Source organism: Thioclava sp. DLFJ4-1 (assembly GCF_002020145.1).
GTDB lineage: Bacteria > Pseudomonadota > Alphaproteobacteria > Rhodobacterales > Rhodobacteraceae > Thioclava > Thioclava sediminum.
In genome coordinates this window covers 975,712-992,244 of sequence record NZ_MPZT01000001.1, presented here as the reverse complement: position 1 = coordinate 992,244, position 16,533 = coordinate 975,712, and the positions used below count along the sequence as shown (strand labels likewise).

Annotated in this window: 15 protein-coding genes; 7 read left to right on the top strand and 8 right to left on the bottom strand. The window is 63.8% G+C overall.

From position 1 onward, the window contains the following. The first annotated feature begins 10 nt into the window (after positions 1-10). The 4 genes from BMI85_RS04475 (at position 11) to sigJ (ending at position 3,692) form a co-directional block, all read left to right on the top strand. The gene (locus tag BMI85_RS04475) at positions 11-1,183 is read left to right on the top strand and encodes a M20 aminoacylase family protein (RefSeq protein ID WP_078599644.1); all 1,173 of its coding nucleotides are present in this window, start codon (positions 11-13) and stop codon (positions 1,181-1,183) included. A 10-nt stretch (positions 1,184-1,193) separates the two neighbouring features. Next, complete coding sequence (locus BMI85_RS04470) at positions 1,194-2,114, top strand: XdhC family protein (protein WP_168174731.1); 921 nt, start codon at positions 1,194-1,196, stop codon at positions 2,112-2,114. 242 nt (positions 2,115-2,356) lie between these two features. Then, complete coding sequence (locus tag BMI85_RS04465; protein WP_210402128.1) at positions 2,357-2,809, top strand: carboxymuconolactone decarboxylase family protein; 453 nt, start codon at positions 2,357-2,359, stop codon at positions 2,807-2,809. After that, entirely contained in the window at positions 2,796-3,692 is an 897-nt protein-coding gene (gene sigJ, locus BMI85_RS04460) for an RNA polymerase sigma factor SigJ (RefSeq protein ID WP_078599642.1), read from the top strand. The genes BMI85_RS04465 and sigJ overlap by 14 nt, the downstream gene beginning before the upstream one ends. Positions 3,693-3,772: 80 nt before the next feature. Here sigJ and BMI85_RS04455 read toward each other — a convergent pair whose 3' ends face one another. Both BMI85_RS04455 and BMI85_RS04450 read right to left on the bottom strand, forming a co-directional pair. Next, on the bottom strand, positions 3,773-4,048 hold the full coding sequence (locus BMI85_RS04455; protein ID WP_143594977.1) for a hypothetical protein: 276 nt from the start codon (positions 4,046-4,048) through the stop codon (positions 3,773-3,775). A 19-nt stretch (positions 4,049-4,067) separates the two neighbouring features. Then, positions 4,068-4,466 carry a c-type cytochrome gene (locus tag BMI85_RS04450; RefSeq protein ID WP_078599641.1) on the bottom strand — a complete coding sequence of 133 codons (399 nt, stop codon included), beginning with the start codon at positions 4,464-4,466 and terminating at the stop codon, positions 4,068-4,070. A gap of 239 nt (positions 4,467-4,705) precedes the next feature. Between BMI85_RS04450 and BMI85_RS04445 the strand changes: the two genes are divergently transcribed. Further along, positions 4,706-5,149 carry a YtoQ family protein gene (locus tag BMI85_RS04445; RefSeq protein ID WP_078519905.1) on the top strand — a complete coding sequence of 148 codons (444 nt, stop codon included), beginning with the start codon at positions 4,706-4,708 and terminating at the stop codon, positions 5,147-5,149. Positions 5,150-5,467: 318 nt separating this feature from the next. Here BMI85_RS04445 and katG read toward each other — a convergent pair whose 3' ends face one another. From katG to BMI85_RS04415, 6 genes are all read right to left on the bottom strand, one after another. Next, complete coding sequence (gene katG / locus BMI85_RS04440; protein ID WP_078599640.1) at positions 5,468-7,642, bottom strand: catalase/peroxidase HPI; 2,175 nt, start codon at positions 7,640-7,642, stop codon at positions 5,468-5,470. Between the two features lie 328 nt (positions 7,643-7,970). Beyond that, the gene (locus BMI85_RS04435) at positions 7,971-10,169 is read right to left on the bottom strand and encodes a glycoside hydrolase family 2 TIM barrel-domain containing protein (RefSeq protein WP_078599639.1); all 2,199 of its coding nucleotides are present in this window, start codon (positions 10,167-10,169) and stop codon (positions 7,971-7,973) included. A 2-nt stretch (positions 10,170-10,171) separates the two neighbouring features. Then, a complete protein-coding gene (gene dgoD / locus BMI85_RS04430) occupies positions 10,172-11,320 on the bottom strand; it encodes a galactonate dehydratase (RefSeq protein ID WP_078599638.1) in 1,149 nt (382 codons plus the stop codon). Positions 11,321-11,347: 27 nt separating this feature from the next. Next, complete coding sequence (locus BMI85_RS04425; RefSeq protein WP_078599637.1) at positions 11,348-12,268, bottom strand: Gfo/Idh/MocA family oxidoreductase; 921 nt, start codon at positions 12,266-12,268, stop codon at positions 11,348-11,350. After that, entirely contained in the window at positions 12,265-13,326 is a 1,062-nt protein-coding gene (locus BMI85_RS04420; protein WP_078545764.1) for an ABC transporter ATP-binding protein, read from the bottom strand. Before BMI85_RS04420 ends, BMI85_RS04425 begins: the two co-directional genes overlap by 4 nt. Before the next feature lie 32 nt (positions 13,327-13,358). Continuing rightward, positions 13,359-14,162 (bottom strand): IclR family transcriptional regulator, encoded by an 804-nt coding sequence (locus BMI85_RS04415; RefSeq protein WP_078599636.1) that lies wholly within the window; start codon positions 14,160-14,162, stop codon positions 13,359-13,361. Positions 14,163-14,289: 127 nt separating this feature from the next. Between BMI85_RS04415 and BMI85_RS04410 the strand changes: the two genes are divergently transcribed. Continuing rightward, positions 14,290-15,525: an extracellular solute-binding protein gene (locus BMI85_RS04410; protein ID WP_078599635.1), complete on the top strand. Its 1,236-nt coding sequence runs from the start codon at positions 14,290-14,292 to the stop codon at positions 15,523-15,525. A gap of 117 nt (positions 15,526-15,642) precedes the next feature. Continuing rightward, positions 15,643-16,533, top strand: coding sequence for a sugar ABC transporter permease (locus BMI85_RS04405; protein ID WP_078599902.1), 891 nt, complete (start codon positions 15,643-15,645; stop codon positions 16,531-16,533).

Here is a 16,533-nt window from a genome sequence, read left to right as displayed (position 1 = left end):
AGGACGCGCGATGAATATCACCCCGGCGATCAAGGCGATGGAAGACCAGTTGGTCGAATGGCGGCACGCGCTGCATCGCCGCCCCGAACTGGCCTTCGAAGAACACGAGACCGCCGCCTTCATCGCGGCTGAGTTGCGCGCGTTCGGACTTGAGGTCCACGAGGGGCTGGCCGGGACCGGGGTGATCGGCGTTCTGCGAAATGGCGAGGGGCCGACCGTCGGCCTGCGCGCCGATATCGATGCGCTGCCGATCTCCGAACTGACCGGGGCGGACTATGCCTCCGAGATCCCCGGCAAGATGCATGCCTGCGGTCATGACGGTCACACCACGATGCTGCTGGGCGCCGCGCAGGCAATGGCGGCCGATCCACCGGGGCCCGGCACGGTGGTGTTCATCTTCCAGCCCGCCGAGGAAAACGAAGGCGGCGCGCGGGTGATGATCGAGGATGGGTTGCTTGACCAGTTCCCGCTCGACAGCACCTTTGCGCTGCATAACTGGCCGGGCCTCGAGGCGGGCAAGATCGCGATGCGCGCGGGCCCCGTCATGGCCGCATTCGACACGTTCGAGCTGAAGGTGATGGGCAAGGGCTCGCACGGCGCGATGCCGCATGAGGGGATCGACCCGATCACGCTGGCGGCTCAGCTGCAGATGGCCTGGCAGACCATCGTCAGCCGCGCGGTGGATCCGACCGATGCGACGGTGATCTCGGTCACGCAGATCCATGCGGGCCACACGCTCAATGTGATCCCCGACGAAGTGACCCTGCACGGCACTGTGCGCACCCTGCGCCCCGCGACGCGCGATTTCGTTCAGGCCGAGATGACGCGCCGCGCCGAAATGATCGCCGAGGCATTTCATGCCAAGGCCGAGCTGATCTATCAGCGCCGCTACCCGGCCACGATCAACGATGCCGAGGCCGCCGAAACGGCACGCCGCGCCGCCGAGGCCATCGTGGGCCGCGACGCGGTGCAGGTCGATTACGCACCCAGCATGGCGAGCGAGGATTTCGCCTTCCTGCTGGAGAAGGTGCCCGGCGCTTACGGCTGGATCGGCAACGGATCGGCGGAGGGCGGGCGCAACCTGCACAGCCCGCATTACGATTTCAACGACTCCATCCTGCCGCTGGGCGTGCAATTCTTCGTCGAGGTCGCGCATCGCGCGCTGGCCGGGTCGAACGATTGAGGGGCCAGCCGTGACCCATCCCGCTGCGCAAGATCCGTGGTTCGAATTGGCAAGGTCCGACGTACCCGGCGCGATCGCGGTGATCTCTGCCATCGAAGGTCCGGCCTATCGCAATGTCGGCACCGCGATGGCGATCTTGCCGGATGGTCGGCGCTTCGGAGCGCTCAGCTCAGGTTGTATCGAAGAAGATGTGGTCGAACATGCGCGCGCGGCGCTGGCCGACGGGCAGGTGCGCAAGCTGCGCTATGGGGCCGGTTCGCCCTTTTTCGATCTTAAGCTGCCCTGCGGCGGCGCGCTCGAGGTTACGGTGACCCCCGCGCCGGACCGTTCCTTGCTTCGCGAGCTTGCGGCAAGGCGGGCGCGCCGCGCGGAGGCGGCCTTGGGACTGAGCGCCTCGGGTGGCTTGCGTTTGATGCAGGAAGACGAGACCCCCGACGCGCTGGGAGAACTGCGTATCGCCTTTCGCCCCGAGCCGCGCTTCGTGATCTTCGGTGCCGGCGCTGAGGCGGTGTTCTTCGCCGATCTGGTGCGGGCGACCGGCGCGCCGCATCTTTTGCTCACGCCCGAAGACGCCACTTTCGCCAATGCTGAAGCTACAGGCTGCACGGTGCGCAGGTTGGATCGAAGCGCGATCCCCTCAGACGTTGCCATCGACGCGCGCACGGCGGTGATCCTTCTGTTTCACGACCACGATTGGGAGCTGGATATTCTCGAGGCGGCGCTCGCAACCCCTGCGTTCTACATCGGGGCACAAGGCAGCGTGCGCACGCAAAGCCGGCGGCAGGAAGGTTTGCAAGCTCGCGGTATCGACGCGGCGACGCGCGCGCGGGTTCATGGGCCGATCGGGCTGATCCAATCCGCGCGCGATCCGCGGCTGCTGGCCGTGTCGGTGCTGGCCGAGGTGCTTGAAGACGTGCAGCGCGACGTTTGAAATTCGCGGGTGCTGGCCCGAACAAGCCGCCGCGAATTGCATCTACGTTAAAATGCCCCGCGCGACCAAAGCTTCGACCGAGTTCGTCCTTTCCGGCGCATGGCTTTGGCGAAAAGGCGTAGGTCCCCTTAGGCTCCAGACCCGGCGACCTGAACAGAGAGATTTTCTTTCCGCCTGTCACAAAGCGGGGGGCTGTCTCGTCTTCTGGTATATAACCCAAGGAGATGCCGATGACGCCCCGAATGAACTACTACGAAGCAGCCGCCGAGACGATGAAGGCCATGAGGGCAGCCGAGGACGCGACGAAGGAGCTTTCGATCCCGCTTATGCTGCGGGAGCTTATCAAGATGCGCGTGTCGCAAATCAACGGATGCGCTTATTGCCTCGATATGCATGCGCCTGCCGCGCGGGATGCGGGTGTGTCGCAGCAAAAGCTCGATGTGCTGGCGGCCTGGCGTGAAAGCCCTGCGTTTGACGAACGCGAATGCGCCGCACTCGATTGGGCCGAAGCCCTGACAAGGATCGAACAACAGGGCGCCTCGGAGGAAGTCTTCCAGCGTCTCAGAAATGTTTTCACGGAGCGCGAATGCGTGGACCTGACTTTCGCTGTTACGTTGATTAACTCTTGGAACCGTTTCGCGATCGGATTCCGGTCTACCCACAAGATCAGAGAGCGCGATCATGCAGCTGCCTGAGACACAGCAGGTTTTCGAAAGGGAGCGCCGCCGCTTGGCGGGGCTCGCCTATCGAATGACCGGCTCAGTCTCGGAGACGGAAGACATCCTTCAGGACGCGGCGCTCAAACTGCAAAGCGTCGGTCTCTCCGGCATCGAACGTCCGGCGCAATGGCTTTCGACCGTCGTCACGCGCCTTTGTCTCGACCATCTGCGATCGGCGCAGAAGAGGCGGGAAACCTATGTGGGGGCGTGGCTGCCCGAGCCGATTGTCACCGACCATGCGGCGGATGCCGAAAGCGATTGGATCCTGACCGAAGATGTGGGGATCGCACTCCTGCTCACGCTCGATCGACTATCGCCCGAGATGCGCGCGGCGTTCATTCTTCGCGACGGGTTCGATTACAGTTTCGACGAGATATCGGCGGTCGTCGGCCAGTCTTCCGCAAATTGTCGGCAGCTGGTCTCGCGGGCAAGACGCAAGCTTGCCGGCGCCGATCAGAGCACGCTTGAGCGAGCAGAGGAGACCCACCCGCTTGTCGCGGCATTCTGGGCCGCAAGCCGCGAGGGCGATATGGATCGGCTGCTGGAAATCTTCGCTGAAGATATCGAGGTGCATACGGATGGCGGCGGCAAAGTTCCCGCAGCAATCAACGTGCTGAGAGGGAGCTGGAACGCCGCGCGCTTCTTCGAAGGCTTGGCCCGGAAGGGTAAGCTGACGAATGGGCCTGTGCCGAGACAGCAGTTGATCAACGGAGCAACAGGATATGTGGTGCGGGAAAATGGCGTCCTGCAAACCACGGCCTTCGCGGTTCATTCCGGAAAGATCAAAGCAATATGGATTGTCCGAAACCCCGAGAAGCTGCGGCATGTTCGTCCTGCAGAGGAAGGATTTCCATCCTAAGGGTCGCGCGCTCCATGCTGTTCGGCCGATTGATGAGGACTAAGCCACATCGTGTGTTTCGTCTGGCATGACCGCGGACATCAAGAAGCCGGACGCGAGGCCCGGCTTCCTGCCTCGTGTGAACAGGCCAGATGGCCTTCGAAGACGCTCTGCAGCTTGTCGACGGGAATGATGTCCGTCTGGCCGTAGAGGTCGACGTGATCGGCGCCGTCGATGATCATCAACCCCTTCCGCCCGCCCGTCGCCGCGCCGAGGGCGTTGGCGAGTTTGAAAGCCGCCATCTTCATCGCGCCAAAGCGGTAGCGGTCCGCCGCGCGCCCGCCGATCAAAGTGCCGGCACAGATGCCGAGGCCCAACACCATCTGCGCCGGGGCGCTACTGCTGTATCGAGGCCAGATAATAGATGAGAGACAGGATGCGCCCCCGGGCCACCATGTCCGCCGTTTCTCCGCGCTCGCTGGTCGCCGAGGCCGCGTAACGGTCCCCCCAGACCGGCATCTTGCTGCCATGCGCCCGCATCTCGTTTCGCCCATCTATCATCCGAAGCGTGTAGTCGAACGGGAATTCGCCGTTGCCCTTCTTCGCCGCGAGGCTCGTGAGGTCGGGTGTCTGAATATCCAGCAACCCTGCCAGCGGGCCATTCCCCTTCGCTGACTCCCCATGACATCCAGCGCAGGCGACCATGTATTCCTCGCGACCGGCATCCTCCTGCGCCAGAGCGCTTGTTGTCAGCAGCAGGAGCGCTGCCACGCTTGAAATCACCACACCGTTCATTGCTTTCTCCTCCTCCCAGGATTTCGAACACTTCCCAGCAAAGCAGGTGGCCGAATTTGCGCACTGACCGGCGTCAATGACATGTCGCTATGCGCGCTGCCGTATCAAACGCATGGGGAGCGGATCGGAGGGGGGCAGACGACCGGAGAGGTTGCCAAGCTGGTCCCGATCCTCAAGGATCGCGCCGGAAAAGCGATGCGGTCCGAAGCGGGGCCCACGCGACAGCGAAAGAGGATGCGATGAAACTGAATGTCTATCTGGCCGGCGAAATTCACACCGATTGGCGCGAGGCTGTGAAATCGGCCTGCGAAGGGCTCGAGATCGAATGGTCCGGTCCTGTGACCGATCACGGGGCCTCGGATGATTGCGGGGTCGAGATCTTCGGCGCGGAAGAAGACAAGTTCTGGCATGACCGCAAGGGCGCGTCGCTCAACGCGATCCGTATCCGCACCGGGATTGAGCGCTGCGACGTGCTCGTCGTGTGTTTCGGCGAGAAATACAAGCAGTGGAACGCGGCCTTCGACGCGGGTTATGCGGCGGCGCTCGGCAAGCCGATCATCGTGCTTCAGCCGCCCGAGCATGACCATGCGCTCAAGGAGGTCGATGCGGCGGCCAATGCGGTCGCGCGCACGCCCGAACAGGTGGCCCGTGCGCTGCGCTACGTGACGACGGCGGCGCTGTAAGGCGGAACGGTGCCCCGCCCGGATCAGCCGCGTCAGCGGCCCGGGCAGCACGAGCGGCTTTGAAAGAAGGGCGGCGCCCGACCTCGGGCGGGCGCAGGCACGAGGTGGGTGGTCTGCGCTTAATCGGGCCACATCCGACCAACTGTTGAGCGCGCGGTGCCGCTGCAAAAGCGCCCTCCCGGGGGGAGGTCGGGCGCTGCCCGGGGCTGGTCGCCCCGGGCGTCGGTCTGAACTTGGAGTGGGCTCTCTCCTGTCCCAAACGAAAACGCCCCCCGCAGGTCATCCTGCGAGGGGCGCGGTTTTCTGTAAGACAGGTAATCAGGCCAGATCGAAGCGATCGGCGTTCATCACCTTAGTCCAGGCGGCCACGAAGTCCTCCACGAACTTCTCGCTTGCGTCGTCCTGCGCATAGATCTCGGCATAGGCGCGCAGGATCGCGTTCGACCCGAAGACCAGATCGACGCGGCTCGCGGTCCATTTCACCGCGCCGGTCTTGCGGTCACGGATCTCGTACGCGCCGTCGCCCACCGGATGCCAGCTGTAGCCCATATCAGTCAGGTTGACGAAGAAATCGGTCGTCAGCTGGCCTTCGCGGTCGGTAAAGACACCGTGCTTGGTGCCGCCGTAGTTGGTGCCGATCGCCCGCATGCCGCCGATCAGGACGGTCATTTCATGCGCGGTCAGCCCCATCAGCTGGGCGCGATCCAGAAGCATCTCCTCGGGCGAGACGATGTAGTCCTTCTTGAGCCAGTTGCGGAACCCGTCGGCGAGCGGTTCGAGCACGTCGAAGCTGTCGGCATCGGTCATCTCGTCGGTTGCGTCGCCACGACCCGGCGCGAAGGGCACCGTTGCGTCATGACCGGCGGCCTTGATCGCCTTCTCGACGCCGACATTGCCCGCCAGCACGATCACATCGGCCACCGAGGCACCGGCTTCCGCCGCGATCGGCTCGAGCACCGAGAGCACCTGCTGCAGACGGGTGGGCTCGTTGCCCTCCCAGTCCTTCTGCGGGGCGAGACGGATGCGCGCGCCATTGGCGCCGCCGCGCATGTCCGAGCCGCGATAGGTGCGCGCGCTGTCCCAAGCGGTCGAGACCAGCTCGGCCACCGACAGGTCCGAGGCGGCGATCTTCGCCTTCACCGACTCCACGTCCCAAGCGGTCGACCCAGCGGGGACCGGGTCTTGCCAGACCAGATCTTCCGAGGGCACCCACGGGCCCTTGTAGCGGACCTTCGGACCCATGTCGCGGTGGGTCAGCTTGAACCAGGCGCGGGCGAAGGTCTCCTTGAAATACTCCGGATCGGCCATGAATTTCTGGCAGATCTCGTTGTAGATCGGGTCGACCTTCATCGCCATGTCGGCATCGGTCATCATCGGCATCCGGCGCTGGCTCGGATCCGAAGTGTCGAGCGGCATGTCCTCTTCGGCGATGTCCACCGGCTTCCACTGTTTCGCGCCAGCGGGGCTCTGGGTGACTTCCCATTCATGGCCGAAGAGCATCTCGAAATAGCCCATGTCGAATTCGAGCGGGTTCGTCGTCCAGGCACCTTCCGGCCCGCCGGTGATCGAGTTGCTCGCTTGCCCCTTCAGGTTCGGGTTGAACCAGCCGAGACCCTGCTGCTCGACATCGGCGGCTTCAGGCTCCGCGCCGAGCGCCGACGCGTCGCCATTGCCGTGGCATTTGCCGACGGTGTGGCCGCCTGCGGTCAGCGCGGCGGTTTCCTCGTCATTCATCGCCATACGCGCGAAGGTCTCGCGGACTTGTGCCGCGGTCTTCATCGGGTCGGGCTGGCCGTTGACGCCTTCGGGGTTCACGTAGATCAGGCCCATCTGCACCGCGGCGAGCGGGTTTTCCATCGTGTCGGGCTTGTCGACATTGGCGTAACGCTCGTCCGACGGCGCGAGCCATTCCTTCTCGGCGCCCCAGTAAGTGTCCTTCTCGGGATGCCAGATGTCCTCGCGGCCAAAGGCGAAGCCGAAGGTCTTCAGCCCCATGCTTTCATAGGCGACGGTGCCGGCGAGGATGATCAGGTCCGCCCAGCTGAGCCGGTTGCCGTATTTCTTCTTGAGCGGCCAGAGCAGGCGACGGGCCTTGTCGAGGCTCGCATTGTCGGGCCACGAGTTGAGCGGGGCGAAGCGGATATTGCCGGTGCCCGCGCCGCCGCGCCCATCCGCGAGACGGTAGGAGCCCGCCGAGTGCCAAGCGAGACGGATCATCAGACCGCCATAATGGCCCCAGTCAGCCGGCCACCACTCCTGACTTTCGGTCAGCAGCGCATGCAGATCGGCTTTCAGCGCATCGTAGTCGAGCTTCTCGACCTCTTCGGCATAGTCGAAGCTGCGCCCCAGCGGGTCCGTCTTGGTGTCATGCTGGTGCAGGATGTCGAGATTGAGCGCCTGCGGCCACCAGTTCATCACGTTCGAGCCAAGCTCGGTATTGCCGCCATGCATCACCGGGCACTTGCCGCCCGTGTTCACGTCATTTCCGTCCATCTGTGCTTCCTCCTGCTGAGCACGGGGTTGATCGGGGAGACCGGTTAAAGTCTGACATGCCGCAGCTTGTCCGAATAGGGGCTACGGCACGTGGGTCCCTACCTTGCCCGATGCTCATAGCAGGCAGTGTGATAAATAAAAATTTGGAAATTGTAATAAGACATATAATGTAAAATTATGCATTGGCATTTTGTCAGCGGAATCCAAGTGCTGGCGTCATGCGCCTCCGACGGGTTCGAACCGGCCAAAGCGGGCGCCCGTTCAACGACATGTCATGTCGCGAACGGTTTGCCCCATGACCTTGATCGAGCGTCGCCGTCCTTGCCGCTTACTCCACCGCGATCTCGATTGTCTCGAGCGTCTCACGAAGCCGGGCGGTCACCTTGATCGTGCCGCGCGTCCCGGTCAGGCGGATCCAGCAGCCGGTCGCGCCGTCAGCGAGCACCGGACAGTCGGAGCCGATCAGCTTAGCCGGGCCTTCAACGGTGAGGTGAACGGGCTCGTTGAGGAAATGCAGCTTGTTGCCCGCCTGATCGCGCGCGCGGATCATCACGCGGATTTCCTCGCTCGGATCGGCCTCGGCCTTCGTGACATCGGGCGCCACTTCGAGCCGGTCGAACATCGCATCGGCGGGGAAGTCGCGCTCGATCACCAACTCGCCGTTGCGATAGCCGCGCAGGCGGCCCGCATGCCAGCTCTCTCCCCAAGCGGTCACCTCGTCGGGGGTGAAATGGTCGTAATCGATGATAACTGGCGCGTGCGGCAGATGCGGGAAGCGGGTGCGATCAGGCCCGACGCGTTTGACCACATCGGCGTAGGACAGCTCCACCTCGTCGCAGTTCGTCAGCACGATCAACGGGATCACCCCGCCGATATTGCGCTCGCCGCGCGACCAGACGGTGACCGGCTCCATCACGATCGCCTCGTCGGGATCGCGCTGGCTGGCATAGGCGTAGGCTGCGAATTTCGGCTCGCGGAAGATCGACATCACGCCGTGATGGCAGATTCGGTCGCCCGCGCCGAAATCCTTGTGCGTGTTGTAGTCGAACATGCACCAGCCGATGCAGCCCGCGAGCCCGGCATCGGGGTCGTGGGCGGCGTTGAGCACGTCGAGATGGCGCAGCACATGCTCGTGCTGGCGATGCTCGGGGTCGCCCGCCTTGGTCGGATACATGTGCCCGTTATATTCGGTCACCAGATAGGGCACGCGCTTGGGCAGCCCCGTCACCTCCTGCTGGTCACGCAAACTCGTGCGCGGGCGGTTCGAGAAGGGCAGTTCGAAGTCGCCGAGGATGAAATCGTTCATCGTGTAGACGTCTTCGAGCAGTTGGCTGTCGGTGATGCAGCGCACGCCGCCGGTGGGGCGCGTCGCATCCAGCTCATGCGCGAGGGCATTGGTGCGTTTGTAGAACGCTTCCGCATCGGGGCTCTCGTTGATCCGCACGCCCCAGATGATGATCGAGGGGTGGTTCCAGTCGCGCCGGATCATCCGCTCGACATTGCGCACCGATTCATCCTGCCAGACATCGCCGCCGATATGCTGCCAACCGGGAATTTCCTCGAAGACCATCAGGCCGATCTCGTCGCAGCGGTCGAGGAAATAGGGGCTTTGCGGGTAATGCGAGGTGCGCGCGATGTTGCAGCCCAGATCGTAGCGCAGGATTTCCGCGTCGCGCTCCTGACTGCGCTTGCCCTGAGCGTAACCCGAATAGGGGAAGCTCTGGTGCCGGTTGAGGCCGCGCAGGACCACGCGTTTGCCGTTGAGGAAGAACCCCTCGGGCGTGAACTCCGCATGACGGAAGCCGAACCGCTGGGTGAGGCGGTCGCCGCTTTGTCTCAGGGTCAGCGTCAGCGTGTAGAGCGCGGGCGTCTCGGGGGACCAGAGAGTGATGCCGCTCAGGCCCTCCAAGGTGATCTCGCCGGTGCCCTCGCCGCGCGCGATCTCGTGGCCGTCGGCGTCCGACAGAACCGCCTCCACCGTGCCCGGCGCGTCGAGCTTGACCAGAACGCGCTTGGTCTCGGCCAGCGCGTCGGGCGTCTCGATCTTCACGCTTGCGATATGGGCTTCGGGCAGCACCTCGAGCCATGCGTCGCGATAGATCCCGGCATAGGTGAGATAGTCGATCCGGCCACCGAAGGGCGGAATCTCGGGGTTTTCCGAGCCGTCGATATGCACCGTCACCAGCGCCTTGCCGCCCTCGAACCGGTCCGTCAGATCGACGGTGAAGGGCGTGTAGCCATCGCGGTGGCGCAGCACTTCCGGGCCGTTCACATAGACCACGGCATCGGCCATCGCCCCATCGAACCGCAGCCGGACAAGCTTGCCCGCCCACGCATCGTCCCAAGCGATCTCGCGTTGATAAGTGAAGGGGCGCTGGAACGCGGCTTCGTCGAAATAGCTCATCGGCAGGTCGGCGGCGTTATGAGGCAGGGTGACCGTCTCGCCCTGCAGCGGCTCCGCGACGTTCGCCGCGTCGAAGCCTTCCGCGAAACTCCAACCTTCGTTCAGTTTGCTGATCTCTCTCATGCTTACCACTCCGCGAAGCTGCCATCGGCATGGCGCCAGATCGGGTTGCGCCAGCGGTGACCTTCAGAGGCCGCCTGACGGACTTTCTCCTCGTTGACCTCGACGCCGAGGCCGGGGCCCTGCGGGATCGCGACGAAGCCGTCGTCATATTCGAAGACCGACGGGTTGCTCAGATAGTCGAGCAGATCCGAGCCCTTGTTGTAATGGATGCCCAGCGACTGTTCCTGAATGAAGGCGTTGTAGCAGACCGCGTCGAGCTGCAGGTTCGCCGCCAGCGCGATCGGCCCCAGCGGGCAATGCAGCGCCAGCGCCACGTCATGCGCTTCGGCCATCGCCGCGATCCGGTAGGTCTCGGTGATGCCGCCGGAATGCGAGGGGTCGGGCTGGACGATATCGACATAGCCGCCCTGCAGGATCGATTTGAAATCCCAGCGGGTATAGAGCCGCTCACCCAAAGCGATCGGGGTGGAGCAATGGTTCGCGATCTCGCGCAGCGCCTCGGCGTTTTCGCTCAGCACCGGCTCTTCGATGAACATCAGGTTGAAGGGCTCGAGTTCCTTCGCGAGCTGCTTGGCCATCGGGCGATGGACGCGACCGTGGAAATCGACGCCGATGCCGAAATCGGGGCCCATTTCCTCGCGGATCGCCTGCACGCGCGCCAGAACGGCGTCTATCTTGTCGTGGGAGTCGATGAATTGCAGCTCCTCGGTGCCGTTCATCTTCACCGCAGTGAAGCCCCGGTCGCCGCACTCGCGCGCCATCTGCGCCGTGTCGCCGGGCCGGTCGCCGCCGATCCAGCTATAGACCCGGATGCGGTCGCGTTGCTGGCCGCCCAGAAGCGCATGGACAGGCACGCCAAGCGCCTTGCCCTTGATGTCCCACAGCGCCTGATCGAGCCCGGCGATCGCCGACATGTGGATGCCGCCGCCGCGATAGAACCCGCCGCGATACATCACCGTCCAGTGGTCCTGAATATGGCCGGGGTCCTTGCCGATCAGGTAGTCCGACAGTTCCTCGACGCAGGCGGCGACAGAGGCCGCACGGCCCTCCAGCACCGGTTCGCCCCAGCCGGAGATGCCCTCGTCGGTGGAGATTTTCACGAAACACCAGCGCGGCGGCACGATGAAGGTTTCGATGGCGGTAATTTTCATGACGGTCCTCAGGGTTAGTGGGCGCGATCAGGCGTCGAAAGGATCGGTGATCGCGAAACGTGCGTTGATGAAGGCGTCTGCGACGAGGCGCATCGGCGCGAGGTCGAGATCGCTTTGGCCGGCGCGCACCAGATCGCGCATCCGGGCGTAGAGATTGGCGTATTCGCGGTTCTCGCCCGTGGCGATCACCTCGCCATCGACGCTGAACTCCGCGCCGCCCTTGTCGAGCATGGCCGTGCCGCGTTCGGTCTGAAGGGTGATGCGCCACAGCTCGTCACCCGTTTCCCGCCAGTCGAACGCGGCAGTGATCGGGGTCGCGCCCGCGCACATCTCCAGATCAGCGGCGATCGGGGTCTGGCGGCCCTGCGGGATGCTAAGCGCGGCTGCTGTTAGCCGCACCGGCTGGCGCAGGATGCGGGTCAGGATCGAGAGCGCGTTGATGCCGGGATCGAAGACCCCGAGCCCGCCCGGCTGCCAGATCCACTCCTGCCCGGGATGCCATTTGCGCACATCCTCGCGCCAGTCGATCCGGATTTCGGAAATCTCGCGCCCGGCGAGCCATTGGCGCGCCGCGTCCACGGCTGCCGCCTCGCGCGAATGCCAGGTCGCGAAGATCGTCAGCCCCGCCTTGGCTGCGGTCTCGCGCAGCGCCTCGACCTCGCTCAGCGTCATGCCGGGCGGCTTTTCGAGCATCAGGTGACGGCCCGCGCGCAGCACCGCCATCGCCAGATCGAACCGTCCCTGCGGGGGCGTGCAGAGCGAGACGGCGCCGATCTCGGGCTCGGCGTCCAGCATCGCGCGGAGGTCGGGATAGCTCGGCAGGTCGGGCAGGGTGGCATTGCGGCTCGCGATGGCGGCGAGATGCACGCCGCCCGTCTCCGCAATCGCGGGAAGGTGCTGGGCGCGCGCAATCGCTCCCAGCCCCACGAGGCCGATGGCAAGGCTCATCCGCGCACCCGTGCGCCCGTGCTGGTGTCGAACACATAGACCGAAGCCGGATCGAAGCTGAGCCCCGTCTTGCCGCCGACCGCGCCGTGGAGGCGTTGATCGGTCTCCACGACCACCCGCTCGCCAGTGGTCGCGTCGAGATGCGCATAGCTGACGCCGCCAAGGTTCTCGGCCATCTCGATGGTGAAATTGTCGCCCGTATCGCCCAAGCGCAGCGCGTTGGGGCGGATGCCGATTTCCAGCTTCGTGCCGTTCGCGGGCAAGGCAACGGGGCTGTCGACGCGTTGCCCCAAGGCGGGCACGTCAAGCTGACCCTCCACCACGGTCGCGGCGAGAAAGTTCATTGAAGGCGAGCCCATGAAGCCCGCGACGAAGCGATTGTCGGGGTCGTCGTAAAGCTCCATCGGGCTTCCGACCTGTTCGATATTGCCCGCCCGCAGCACGACGATCTTGTCGGCCATGGTCATCGCCTCGACCTGATCGTGGGTAACGTAGATCATCGTCGCCCCGATCTCGCGGTGCAGACGCGCGATCTCGGCGCGCATCTCGACGCGCAATTCGGCATCGAGGTTCGAGAGCGGTTCGTCGAAGAGGAACACCTCCGGGCCACGGGTGATCGCGCGGCCGATGGCCACACGCTGGCGCTGACCGCCAGACAGTGCGGCAGGCTTACGGTCCAGAAGCGGCTCGAGCTTCAGGATCCGCGCGGCTTCCTGCACCTTGTCGCTAATCTGGGCCTTCGGATGGCCGTTCATCTTCAGCCCGAAGCCCATATTCTCGCCCACCGTCATATGCGGGTAGAGCGCGTAGGTCTGAAACACCATCGCGATGCCGCGCTCGGCGGGTTCGGCCTTCGTGACTTCGCGGCCACCGATGCGGATTGCGCCGTCCGAGGTCTCCTCCAACCCCGCGATCATCCGCAAAAGCGTCGACTTGCCACAGCCGGACGGCCCGACGAAGACACAGAATTCCCCCGGGTCGACCGTCAGATCGACGCCGTGGATCACCTCCGCATCGCCAAACCGTTTGACGATCTTCTCCAATGCGACTCCGCTCACGGGGTCTCCTCCCTGTTTTTACGCGCCGGGGTTCAGTCGGCGCGTTTCTGTTCCGGAAAGCGCCAGTCACTGGCCGCTTTCGCGATCTTCTCCGCCGTCTCGAGGATCAGCGGGGCATAGGTTTCGAGTTGTTTTTTACCGTCGGGCTGGCCCGAGGTGATCGAGAGCGCGCCCAGAACGCGGCCCTGCGGCGACAGGATCGGGGCGGCGATGCAGCGGATGCCGGGCTCGTGCTCCTCGTCGTCCCAGGCAAAACCGCGCTTGCGGATGTTGTCCAGCTCGGCGCGCAGGCTCGTCGCGTCGGTCAGGGTGTGTTCCGTGAAACGATGAAAGCTCTGCCGCGTCAGCGCATTCTGCAGCGCGTCCTCCGGCAGATAGGCGAGCATCGCCTTGCCCACGCCCGTGCAATAGGCCGGACCGACCTTGCCCGATTGCGAGAACATCTCGACCGGGCGCGAGGCGTTGCGCTTGTCGACATAGAGCACCATGCCCTGATCGAGCTGCGCGAGGTGTAGCGTCTGACCGGTCTCCTTCGACAGCTGGTCGAGGTAGGGCGCTGCGATCGGCGCAAGCGAACTTTGCGCCCAGGCGGCATGAGCAAGGCGCACGAGGCGCAGGCCCGGCCTATAGGTCTGACGATCCTCGTCGAAGGCGAGCATGCCCTGGTTCGTCAGGGTTTGCAGGAAACGATACAGGGTCGCCTTGGGCAGATCGCTGACCGGCAGCAACTCGGCGAAACGCACGGGGCGGCCGAATTCGGCAACGCGGTCGAGCACGGCCAGCGTGCGTCCAACCGTGCCGTCCGATTTCTCCGGCTTGGGCGTGGCGTCGTTCATGGGCTCCTCCTCAGGGCTGTTGACAGGATGAAAGATTCGCGGCAGCATTTCAATATGTAAAACACGGTTTCAATATTTGGAACTAAAATCATTGATCCGTGGGCTACTGAAACGGGAGGAGAACCGAATGAATATTCTGAAAACCACCGCGCTTGTGGCGCTGATGGGCTCGATCGCCATTCCGGCGATGGCCGAGCAGCGCGTGCTCAAGCTGTTCACGGATGCGTCCGATCCGGCCCCGAAAGCCGCGTTCGAACAGCTCGTGAAAGGCTTCGAGGCCGAAAATCCGGATGTGAAGGTCGAGGTGAACACCTTCGATCACGAGGGCTACAAGACCGCGATCCGCAACTTCCTGACCGCCGACAGCCCCGATCTGGCGAACTGGTATGCGGGCAACCGCATGGCGCCCTTCGTCAATGCCGGGCAGTTCACCGATGTGTCCGATGTCTGGGAGGAGAACGGGCTCAAGGACAGCCTCGGCTCCGCGCTCAAGTCGATGACCATCGACGGCAAGCAATGGGGCGTGCCCTATACCTACTACCAGTGGGGCATCTACTATAACAAAGACGTCTACAAGAAGGCCGGGGTGGAGGTGCCCAAGACCTGGGACGAGTTCATCTCGAACTGCAAGAAGTTCAAGGAGATGGGCGTCGACTGTCTGACCACGGGCACCAAGGCGCTGTGGCCGGCGGCAGGGATCTTTGACTATCTCGATCTGCGCACCAACGGCTACGATTTCCACATGAAGCTCACCAGCGGCGAGATCCCGTGGACCGATGACCGGGTGAAGGCCGTCTTCGCGGAGTGGAAGAAAGTTCTGCCCTACACCACGAAGAACGTCGCCGCGATCGACTGGCAGGATGCGGTGTCGAATATCGTGCAGGGCAAGGCCGCGAACTACGTCATGGGCAACTTCGCCGTCGCCACCTTCAAGGATGGCGGGATGACCAATGACACGCTGGGCTTCATGGACTTCCCGACGATCAACCCGGATATCCCGCGCGCCGAAGAAGCGCCGACCGATACGATCCACATCCCGGCAGGCGCGAAGAACAAGGCGGACGCCAAGAAGTTCCTCGCCTATGTCGCGAAGGCCGATGTGCAGACCAAGATGAACGAAGAACTCGGTCAGCTGCCGATCAACAAGAACTCTTCGGTGGGCGACGATCCCTATCTGCAGGCGGGCTTCAAGATCCTGTCCACGGCCGATGGCGGCATCGCGCAGTTCTTCGATCGTGACGCGCCAGCTCAGATGGCGAAGGCGGGCATGGAAGGCTTCCAGGAATTCATGGCCTATCCTGACCATCTCGACGCGATCCTCGAGCGCCTCGAGAAGGTGCGTCAGCGCGTCTACAAGAACTGATCCTCCCCGAGGGGCGGTGCCTGTTGCAGGGTGCCGCCCCTTCCTGTTTTTCCAGATCCGAGGAGTGCGACGATGACCGTCTCACCCGCTATGTCCGAGCCGCGCGCGGAGACCGGCATGCCCGCACCGCGCCGCCGCCGGTTGAACCGCAAACTTGCGCCCTGGCTGTTTCTCGCCCCCGGCGCGCTGATGTTCCTGATCTACGTGCTGATCCCGATCGGCGAGTCGATGTGGATCTCGTTCTTCCAATGGGACGGGCTGAGCGCGAAGACGTGGGTCGGGCTGTCGAATTATCTCGAGCTGCTCGATGACGACGCTTTCTACACCAGCCTCAAGAACAACCTGATCTGGCTGGTGCTCTATATGCTGGCGATCCCGTTCGGGCTGTTCATCGCGCTTTTCCTGAACCAGACCGTGCGCGGCATCCGGATCTACAAATCGCTGTTCTTCTTCCCCTTCGTGATCTCTCAGGTCGTGGTCGGCCTGATCTTCTCGTGGTTCTACGCGCCGGGCTTCGGGCTGTTCTTCGAGCTGACGAAATGGCTCGACGGGACCGGGATCGCGATCCTCGCGAACCCCAATACCGTGACCTACGGGATCATCGCCGCCGGTCTCTGGCCGCAGATCGCCTATTGCATGATCCTCTACCTGACCGGTCTGAACGCGGTCGCGCCCGACCAGATCGAGGCGGCGCGTCTCGACGGGGCGAAGGGCATCAAGATGCTTTGGTATGTCGTGCTGCCGCAGTTGCGCCCGGCTACCTTCATCGCGGTCGTCGTCACCGTGATCGGGGCGCTGCGCAGCTTCGATCTCGTCTCGATCATGACCGATGGCGGGCCCTTCGGCTCCTCGCGGGTGCTGTCCTACTACATGTATGAGCAGGCGCTGTCGGAATACGGCTATCGCATGGGCTATGGCGCGGCGATCGCGGTGGTGCTGTTCGCGATCATGATGATCTTCATTTCGGGCTTCATCTGGAAGATGTGGCGCGACGAAAGGGGCCTGTGA